Below are 7,973 nucleotides of genomic sequence, written 5' to 3'. Positions count from 1 at the left end.
TACAATCCTGATTTGGTGCTGGTGTCTTTTTGGATGATAACGTCTGGACTTATGTCGGGCGTAGCCTCTGCCATTCCCGGTTGGTTCGACTGGTTTGCCATCCCTGCGTACACCCGAGCCAAACGAATCGGTTTACTCCACGGTGCAGGTAATGTGCTGGTGTTGCTGCTGTTTGGAGCAAGCTGGCTCTGGCGCACCGATAACGCAGGCTACCAGCCGTCAACGCTGGCACTGATCAGTTCAGGCCTGGCGTTTGTTCTGGCTGGTCTGACTGGCTGGCTGGGTGGTGAGCTGGTTGATCGGTTGGGCGTTGGTATTGATGAAGATGCAAATCTGAACGCCCCAAATTCGCTATCTGGCCAACCAGCCGCCAAACCCTTAATCAGCAACAAGCCCTATCAGGCATGAACGAACCAATACCATTAACCCAATCGGCCAAATACCAGAACTGGTACCAGAACCTGGAAAAGAATCAGGTGACGATCAACGCAATTGATCCGATATATGTTCATCGCGCCCAAAAGGATGGTAGTGTTTTGTATGCGCTCATGAAAATAGATGCGCAGGCTCCCGAAGGAGACAAACTTAACCCTATCTGTTTTCTTAAAGGCGATGCGGTTTCCGTACTGGTCGTGTTGATCGATCAGCAGACCGAGGACAAGTACGTGCTTCTGGTTACCCAACGACGCACCTGCGATGGTTCTTTAACGTACGAACACCCTGCCGGCATGATGGATGAGGAAGACAGTTCCCCCCATGAAGTGGCCGTGCGTGGGTTAGGCGAAGAAACGGGTCTGCAGATTGAAACCGACGACGTAAAACCGCTCTTCAACAGGCCGTTGTTTTCCGCTACGTCTACCAGTGACGAAGCCCTATGTTTTTTCTACTATGAGCGCCGGATGCCACTGGCCGATATCAAAGCCCTTGATGGCCGTTCAACGGGAGAAGAAAGCGAAAATGAGCATACTCGTCTCGCCATCGTTACCTTCTCCGAAGCCCAGCAGCGGGTCGATAACATTCATGGCATTCTGGCGCATCTGATCTATCTAAAGGAAATCGGTGATTATGAATTGATGCGCCAGTTGTAGCAAACCAATTAACCGTCCACAAAAGCCCAACGAGCTGTAAATCAGACTAATTTCGATAAGGAGTATTACAACAAACCACTCCTTATGTTCATAGAAGACGCCGGGTTCGATGACTTTTTGGCTTATTTCTACAATAAGCCAAAAAACTGGCAGGAAGTAACGAACACTCAATCACTACCGTATAGCGTAACAGCTTACCAGGAAAACTAAATAGACTCGAGGGTAAAGGCCAAATCCTTATTTTTTAAACCCATTGGAGCCGCAAACAGGAAACGAAGGAATTCCTGGAGTTACCTAATGAAAACCCAATTGTCAATGAAAACTATACAGGAACTTATGGAGCATACGATCCAGGATCTGTACTCCGCAGAAAATCAAATTATCGATGCGTTGCCCGATCTGATTGACCGGGTTCAGAGTGATCAGCTACGGCAGGCCCTTCAGATGCACCGGGAGCAAACACAGCAGCAGGTACAGCGTTTAGAACAGATTGCGCAGCAAATGGGCATTGACCCTGATGGAGAAACCTGTATGGCTATGCAGGGCCTCGTTGAAGAAGCCCAGGACCTGCTATCTCAGCTCGAAGAAGGGCCCGTGGCCGATGCTGCGATCATCGGAGCCGCTCAGAAAGTAGAGCATTATGAGATTGCCGCCTACGGCACTGCCCGAACACTGGCCCAGCAGGCTGGTCAGGATCAGATTGCCGACTTACTGCAACAAACTCTGGAAGAAGAGAAACAAACTGACGAAAAGCTGACGAGTATTGCCACCAGCTCTGTCAATCAGAAAGCAGCACAATCGTAATGAGAACGTAACGAGCAAATAGTTTGTCGTCAGCAGACAGCGGTTTAAAACCTGGTTTCGTACCATCAATAACCACCGCTACGTAGCAAAACAGACAAACAGCTATCCAATTTTGTTGCCATTAACACAACTATTCGATTGTACTTATAAGTAGGTGCCCGCGTTGCTTCGCAACGCGGGCTTCATTGTGCTTTTGATAGCACAGACCTTTATATTTTAAAGGAAGTTATAGTAGAGTCACTATTGGTTTATTCGGAAGCGTAAGCCGCTTGTTGGCTTTCGATGCTAAGCACTGATCACTACGTTATGAGGAACCGATGTAATACGAACCGATAACGTATAAGGGTCACCGGTAGCTGGTACCTGATTCCAGCACTATGGCGGGTACTAAGACCGTTCGCAGTCAAACCGATAGCTGTGTCTGGAGCTTACTTACTACGTAGTGTTTTCTTATATGCTGATCTTCGCTCAGTGATTAGCCCCATAATGAGCAACAATAAACCCATCACCAAATGCGGCAGGTAGATCCGATCGGCAAAGCCCAATAACCAGGGCGAGGCCCCAAGAAGACTACCAATTAACCGGTCAAACGCCAAATGAAGCGTCATCAGGACTTTCTTGAAAACACCCCCTTCGTAATCCGTAACCATTGCCAGCAGCAATACCAGCACTCCGGCCACTACGTTAGGCCATGTTCCTCGCGGGTCGTCTGCGAAACCAAACAGCCAGGGCGAGCCAATCAATACCGGACCAGCCAGGTAATCCCATATGGCATGACCGCTGGTGGAAATGACCGAAGAACGAAAAGGTGGCTTTGGGTAATCGAACATGAGTATTGAATCAGTTGGAAGACAATCCCTAATCGATATTCTCATTACGTTGCAGCGAAGGTTCGCCTTCACTACCGATGAACCTGCCAATAAAAAGGAAGTTTTTGCCAGTTGGGCAGTGGCCCGTATCGATACGCTACCCGAACGGAAAGTCATTAGCCTAAACCCTAAGTATTTTGGTCGAGAACAGAATTATAGGGCGTTCAGTCGGCAGTCCATTTCCTCATTCCTGCTTCCTTTTTGTAATCAATTGCCTATAAGGACGGTAGTATTATCAACTAATCAGATCAATCTGCTCGACGCTTACCTGATGTTTCGAATAAAATAACGATCAGGAACCATTGGGATGACAAAGGCCTACCCTCCTCTTATAAACGAATCATATGAACGTAATCCTGAAAGTCTGGCGGCAGAAAAATGCCCGTACACCCGGTAAGCTGGTCGAATACCGGCTGACAAACATCGATCCCGACATGTCGTTTCTGGAGATGTTCGACGTACTAAACGGCGAACTGACCCATAAAAATGAAGAACCCGTCACCTTCGATCATGACTGCCGGGAAGGGATCTGCGGTACGTGTTCGATGTACGTCAATGGCCGGGCACACGGCCCACAGACCGGAGCCGCTGTTTGTCAGTTGTACATGCGAAGTTTCCGGGACGGAGAAACCATTGTGGTGGAGCCCTGGCGGGCGCGGGCATTTCCGATCATCAAGGATCTATCGGTTGATCGCTCCGCTTTCGACCGGATCGTGCAGGCGGGGGGCTACATCTCGGTCAATACCGGATCGGCTCCCGATGCCAACGAGATTCTGGTGCCGCGCCAAACGCAGGAATCAACAATGGATGCAGCCGCCTGTATTGCCTGTGGAGCCTGCGTAGCAGCCTGTAAGAACGCATCCGCCATGCTGTTTGTAGGCGCTCAGGTGTCGCGGTTTGCTTTACTACCACAAGGTCAGTCGGAACGTCGGGAACGGGCCGAACGCATGGTGGCTCAGATGGATTCGGAAGGATTCGGTGCCTGTTCGTTTACGGGTGCCTGCTCTGTCGAATGTCCGGCTTCTGTTCCATTGGAAGCCATTACCCGACTGAATCGGGAGTATTTAGGCGCCAAGCTGACTTCACCCGGCGATGATTCCTGATTAACCACAATTAAGTCTTTACATACTGTCGGTATCACTTACCAGTACTACGTTGCTCTTAAACAAACCAAATCAAGTTATGAAACCAATTCCAACGAAAGTCCACGGCCTGCTCGACTACACGACCGGTGCGCTGTTTATCGCTTCCCCCTGGTTGCTCAACTTTGCTGACAACAGCGCGGCCCGGCGAGTAGCTGTCGGCACCGGTGTTGCCGTGTTAGGCCTATCAGCGCTTACCGATTACGAAGTGGGCATAGTCAAACGCGTTCCGATGGCTACGCACCTGGCGGTTGATAAAGCAAATGGCGTGCTGGTGGCAGCCTCTCCCTGGTTGTTCGGCTTCGCCAAACGCATCTGCTGGCCGCACCTCGCCTTCGGCTTACTTGAGTTAGGCGCTGGCTTGTTAACACAGCGAAAACCTTCGTACGAATACTAAATGCAGCAAGGGCAGTGCTTAATCCGTTTTCTCACTTTCTAAAATTTATTAAGGCTACTGGTAAGAATCGGCTCGTTGAGTAAGCATAACAAAACCCAATCAACGTATGAAAACCTCCTTAATGACGGCTACCCTACTAGTAGCATTGGCTCTCGGAAATGCATGGGCCCAGGGCACAACGCCGGGCCGACGACCTACTCCAACGGCTGAAGGTGTCTCGAGTACCGGTTCAGGACAAAATAACTCCTCAGCCACATCTGGTCAGAAAAACGGATCAATGACAGGTACCGGATCAACCAGTTCACAGCCTGGCGGTGGTCAGTCAACTGGTACTACGAATAGCCAGGGCAGTCAGAAGAAAAAAGGAAAAGTTAATCAGCAGGCGGCTGGTGTTCCGACCACTAGCGGGTCCAGCAGTAGCAGTGCCAATAAATCAAACCGCAATCAATAAGCTATATGTTTTATCACGATAAGAAACTTCAGTATACCGTAAAAGTTGACAAACCTGATCCCAGGTTTGCCCGCGCCCTACAGCAGGCCATCGGTGGCATCGAAGGCGAAATACGTGTTTGTTTACAGTACTTGTTTCAGGCCTGGAACTCCCGCGGACCGGTACGTTACCGGGACATGCTCCTGAATACGGGCACCGAAGAAATTGCCCACATCGAGATGCTGGCCACGGCGGTCTGTCTAAATCTGGAAGGCGCTTCGAGCAGCGTTATCGAAACCATCGTTGGCAATGACCCGCTCATGGAGAAAATCATGGGCGGTGGTGACCCCCGCCATTTCCTTTCGGGCGGCATGGGTGCGCTGGCATCCGATGCGAATGGGGTGCCGTTCAATGGCTCGTGGGTTGTCAGTTCAGGAAACATTGCAGCGGATATGTATGCGAACGTAATGGCCGAAGCGACAGGCCGAACGCTGGCCACGCGCCTGTACGAAATGACCGACGACGCCGGAATGAAAGACATGCTCTCCTTTCTGATTGCCCGCGATACGATGCACCAGCAGCAATGGCTGGCGGTGCTGGAGGAGCTGGGACATGGCGATATACGCGGAGTGCATCCCATCCCCAATAGCTTCCCACAAAGTCAGGAGCATCAGGAGTTTAGCTACGCTTTTGTTGATACCAATATCGATCCTGATTCGCCATCGGTCGGCCAAAATCGTCGGTGGACCCAGGGCCAATCACTGGATGGACGTAGTGAATTCAGAGAAATAAAAGCGCAGCCCGTTGGCAGCGAACCTCAGTTAGGGCCCCCTATTCCGGAAGGTCATGCGCAAACGGAACAAATTGAAAGGGCCGGGCAGAAATATTAAACGTTCCTGAATGCAGTAAGAAAGCAGATTAAGCCATATCCTTATTGAATGGCTTAATCTGCTTTATACCTCAGCGCTTTGTTACGTTCGGACTGAACTCGCTAATCGTATAAGTTATGGTTCACGCACATGCTACGAGCTGGAATCAGCTATTGGAGTATCTGTATGAAAATGCCTGGACACCAACGCTTCAACGCTTCCGCCCATCGTTTGCCTTCCGGGGTTTACCCGATGATTCCTATACGCTTAATACGTCTCTGATGCGCATGGGAGCAAATTACGCCCAGATCGAAGGGCATCTGCTTCGCAACTTCAAGAAATACGCATTACGTAACGTTATTGAGCGCGATTCGTTCTGGTATTGGCTCTCGGTAGCACAGCATCATGGCTTACCTACCCGACTGATGGACTGGACCTTTTCGCCCTACGTAGCATTACACTTTGTGACAGCCAATCCGGACCGATACGACCGGGATGGAATTATTTGGTGCCTGGATTACAAAAAAGTGCATCAGCAGTTGCCAGATACACTAAGCGCGTTACTGGAAAAAGAAGGAGCAGATGTATTCACGATTGATATGCTGACTCCTATTCAGTCGCTACGGGAATTTGATGACCAGGCTGAAGAACCGTTTGCTTTATTCTTCGAACCACCGTCTATTGACGACCGTATTGTCAATCAGTATGCCTTGTTTTCCGTTATCTCCGACCCAACGGTAAGTCTGGGGGGCTGGCTGGAACAGCGACCTGATGTGTATCGGAAAATAAGCATTGCCAAAGAGCTGAAATGGGAGATTCGGGATAAACTGGATCAGGCCAATATCAACGAGCGGGTGCTCTTTCCCGGCCTGGACGGCCTTAGTCGCTGGTTACGACGGCAATACGTTCAGCCTGTGCCACTATCAGGTAATTTTCAGCAAGAAAAGGCAACCAGCGAATAATTTTCCGGGAACAACCGGGTAGCTGACTAGTCCATAAAAAGAGCCGGTACTTCTAGAAACAAGAGACATAATCGCTAACAAACTTTCTTTTTACGAGGATGCCGGCCAATTCTAATTGACCCAAATCCTTATGAAAATTATTGATATCCGGGCTTTGAAAGGACCGAACTACTGGTCAATCAAGCGTCATAAGCTAATCGTAATGCGATTAGACTTAGAAGAGTTGGAAGAACTTCCTTCCAATAAAATCGAGGATTTTTATCACCGACTGCGAACGCTTATGCCTAGCCCGACTTTGTCTTGTGCTTCAGCAAGTTTTCCTGCTTTTTTCCAAACGTTTCAGTCCGTCCAGAATCGGTTCGATTTGCTTTCAGGAAGATGAGTTCACTCCTGTTGCTTATCCGGCGCTGAGGCAGGTAGCTACTGACGAGTTAGTTTTAAGGTGCGAAGAAAGATGCAACCTTGTGTTGGGCATAAGGTATCTCGACTCGTGAGTGTTAAGGTATTACCGTCGATTAGCCCTTTGTAACGAGCCGTATATGAACCGAATACGCCGTAGCAGATCGTATTGTTTACCTCATTAATCTGGACGGTATTACCGCTTAAACTACCGCTAATTGGCTGGGAAGCCGATCCGCGCATTATCTTTCCCGTAACGGTATTGCTGGTTACCTGAAAAGTTGCCGTTGTCGGCACAGAAGCGTCTCCACTCCAGGCACAACTACCGATCTGCTCCGTTTCGTAAACGCCTTGCCAGCTTCCAGCCAGCTCACCTGAAACAGCCTGTGGCTGTTCCTGACGTATGCAGCCGATCAGGACTGATAGAGCAAGTGAATAAACATATTTCATGATCTTCAGTACCCAGGAGGTTCAAGACCGTAAACATACGGCATTTTCAATACGTCAAGATTAAGTAATCGTTATGAATAATATAGAACTTAGCTGTTTACGCACCGGCTCTTTAATAAAACTGTCTAAACGGTCTAAATAGACAGCAAGAAATGACGCATTCTCTAACTTTCCTGTGGGAAGTAGGTCAGCTAACCTGCCCCTACTGAAAGCCAGCGGCCAAGTTATCCGGTACTCAGTGGCTAAATCAATTATCTCTGTCGATGCCAATAATAAAGGACTGCCGGTATGGGGCAGTCCTTCTGTAACTCTTTTTAAATAACCTATTACTATGAATTATACTATTTCTTTGTATTAAATATTTTTGATATGTATATGTATTACTTAGACTATTTCACTTTGTTATACAAAGATATTAGTTGTTAGGGACGTATTATGCAACTGAAAATTATATTTACTTAATGGTCTGGGTAAATGATTTAATAACCAAATAATACAATTATGGAATTTATGCGTCAAAGATCTGACAATTAACGTATCAATGATTTGCATGCTGTCTTTTG

12 protein-coding genes are annotated in these 7,973 nt (G+C 48.5%); 10 read left to right on the top strand and 2 right to left on the bottom strand.

Annotated elements, in window-relative coordinates:
* From ACOJS8_RS09080 to ACOJS8_RS09065, 4 genes are all read left to right on the top strand, one after another.
* Positions 1-408, top strand: a 408-nt coding sequence (locus ACOJS8_RS09080) for a DUF2231 domain-containing protein (protein WP_420148221.1), incomplete at its 5' end; no start/stop codon positions are given.
* A complete protein-coding gene (locus ACOJS8_RS09075) occupies positions 405-1,088 on the top strand; it encodes an NUDIX hydrolase (RefSeq protein WP_420148220.1) in 684 nt (227 codons plus the stop codon). The genes ACOJS8_RS09080 and ACOJS8_RS09075, both read left to right, overlap by 4 nt.
* 84 nt (positions 1,089-1,172) lie before the next feature.
* On the top strand, positions 1,173-1,298 hold the full coding sequence (locus tag ACOJS8_RS09070; RefSeq protein ID WP_420148219.1) for a hypothetical protein: 126 nt from the start codon (positions 1,173-1,175) through the stop codon (positions 1,296-1,298).
* A gap of 105 nt (positions 1,299-1,403) precedes the next feature.
* Positions 1,404-1,892, top strand: a complete 489-nt coding sequence (locus ACOJS8_RS09065) for a ferritin-like domain-containing protein (protein ID WP_420148218.1) — start codon at positions 1,404-1,406, stop codon at positions 1,890-1,892.
* A 428-nt stretch (positions 1,893-2,320) separates the two neighbouring features.
* On the opposite strand, the gene ACOJS8_RS09060 is transcribed toward ACOJS8_RS09065, so the two are convergent.
* Positions 2,321-2,722 (bottom strand): SPW repeat domain-containing protein, encoded by a 402-nt coding sequence (locus ACOJS8_RS09060; protein WP_420148217.1) that lies wholly within the window; start codon positions 2,720-2,722, stop codon positions 2,321-2,323.
* Between ACOJS8_RS09060 and ACOJS8_RS09055 the strand changes: the two genes are divergently transcribed.
* From ACOJS8_RS09055 to ACOJS8_RS09030, 6 genes are all read left to right on the top strand, one after another.
* Entirely contained in the window at positions 2,721-3,050 is a 330-nt protein-coding gene (locus tag ACOJS8_RS09055; RefSeq protein ID WP_420148216.1) for a hypothetical protein, read from the top strand. The two genes, ACOJS8_RS09060 and ACOJS8_RS09055, sit on opposite strands and share 2 nt — an antisense overlap.
* Before the next feature lie 55 nt (positions 3,051-3,105).
* On the top strand, positions 3,106-3,864 hold the full coding sequence (locus ACOJS8_RS09050; RefSeq protein WP_420148215.1) for a succinate dehydrogenase/fumarate reductase iron-sulfur subunit: 759 nt from the start codon (positions 3,106-3,108) through the stop codon (positions 3,862-3,864).
* A 79-nt stretch (positions 3,865-3,943) separates the two neighbouring features.
* Positions 3,944-4,300 carry an SPW repeat domain-containing protein gene (locus ACOJS8_RS09045; protein WP_420148214.1) on the top strand — a complete coding sequence of 119 codons (357 nt, stop codon included), beginning with the start codon at positions 3,944-3,946 and terminating at the stop codon, positions 4,298-4,300.
* Positions 4,301-4,406: 106 nt separating this feature from the next.
* Positions 4,407-4,751 carry a hypothetical protein gene (locus ACOJS8_RS09040; RefSeq protein ID WP_420148213.1) on the top strand — a complete coding sequence of 115 codons (345 nt, stop codon included), beginning with the start codon at positions 4,407-4,409 and terminating at the stop codon, positions 4,749-4,751.
* 5 nt (positions 4,752-4,756) lie between these two features.
* Entirely contained in the window at positions 4,757-5,620 is an 864-nt protein-coding gene (locus ACOJS8_RS09035) for a manganese catalase family protein (protein ID WP_420148212.1), read from the top strand.
* Between the two features lie 116 nt (positions 5,621-5,736).
* On the top strand, positions 5,737-6,561 hold the full coding sequence (locus tag ACOJS8_RS09030; protein ID WP_420148211.1) for an FRG domain-containing protein: 825 nt from the start codon (positions 5,737-5,739) through the stop codon (positions 6,559-6,561).
* A gap of 420 nt (positions 6,562-6,981) precedes the next feature.
* Here ACOJS8_RS09030 and ACOJS8_RS09025 read toward each other — a convergent pair whose 3' ends face one another.
* A complete protein-coding gene (locus ACOJS8_RS09025; RefSeq protein WP_420148210.1) occupies positions 6,982-7,410 on the bottom strand; it encodes a hypothetical protein in 429 nt (142 codons plus the stop codon).
* Positions 7,411-7,973 lie beyond the last annotated feature (563 nt).

The organism is Spirosoma sp., from assembly GCF_048594605.1.
Taxonomy (GTDB): domain Bacteria; phylum Bacteroidota; class Bacteroidia; order Cytophagales; family Spirosomataceae; genus Spirosoma.
This window is presented reverse-complemented; position numbering and strand designations above follow the sequence as displayed.

Bases quoted from the DNA above. Each gene is read 5' to 3' on its own strand.
- ACOJS8_RS09025 (WP_420148210.1), bottom strand. From the start codon at position 7,410: ATGAAATATGTTTATTCACTTGCTCTATCAGTCCTGATCGGCTGCATA.
- ACOJS8_RS09070 (WP_420148219.1), top strand. From the start codon at position 1,173: ATGTTCATAGAAGACGCCGGGTTCGATGACTTTTTGGCTTATTTCTAC.
- ACOJS8_RS09055 (WP_420148216.1), top strand. From the start codon at position 2,721: ATGAGTATTGAATCAGTTGGAAGACAATCCCTAATCGATATTCTCATT.
- ACOJS8_RS09035 (WP_420148212.1), top strand. From the start codon at position 4,757: ATGTTTTATCACGATAAGAAACTTCAGTATACCGTAAAAGTTGACAAA.
- ACOJS8_RS09075 (WP_420148220.1), top strand. From the start codon at position 405: ATGAACGAACCAATACCATTAACCCAATCGGCCAAATACCAGAACTGG.
- ACOJS8_RS09040 (WP_420148213.1), top strand. From the start codon at position 4,407: ATGAAAACCTCCTTAATGACGGCTACCCTACTAGTAGCATTGGCTCTC.
- ACOJS8_RS09050 (WP_420148215.1), top strand. From the start codon at position 3,106: ATGAACGTAATCCTGAAAGTCTGGCGGCAGAAAAATGCCCGTACACCC.
- ACOJS8_RS09045 (WP_420148214.1), top strand. From the start codon at position 3,944: ATGAAACCAATTCCAACGAAAGTCCACGGCCTGCTCGACTACACGACC.
- ACOJS8_RS09030 (WP_420148211.1), top strand. From the start codon at position 5,737: ATGGTTCACGCACATGCTACGAGCTGGAATCAGCTATTGGAGTATCTG.
- ACOJS8_RS09060 (WP_420148217.1), bottom strand. From the start codon at position 2,722: ATGTTCGATTACCCAAAGCCACCTTTTCGTTCTTCGGTCATTTCCACC.
- ACOJS8_RS09065 (WP_420148218.1), top strand. From the start codon at position 1,404: ATGAAAACTATACAGGAACTTATGGAGCATACGATCCAGGATCTGTAC.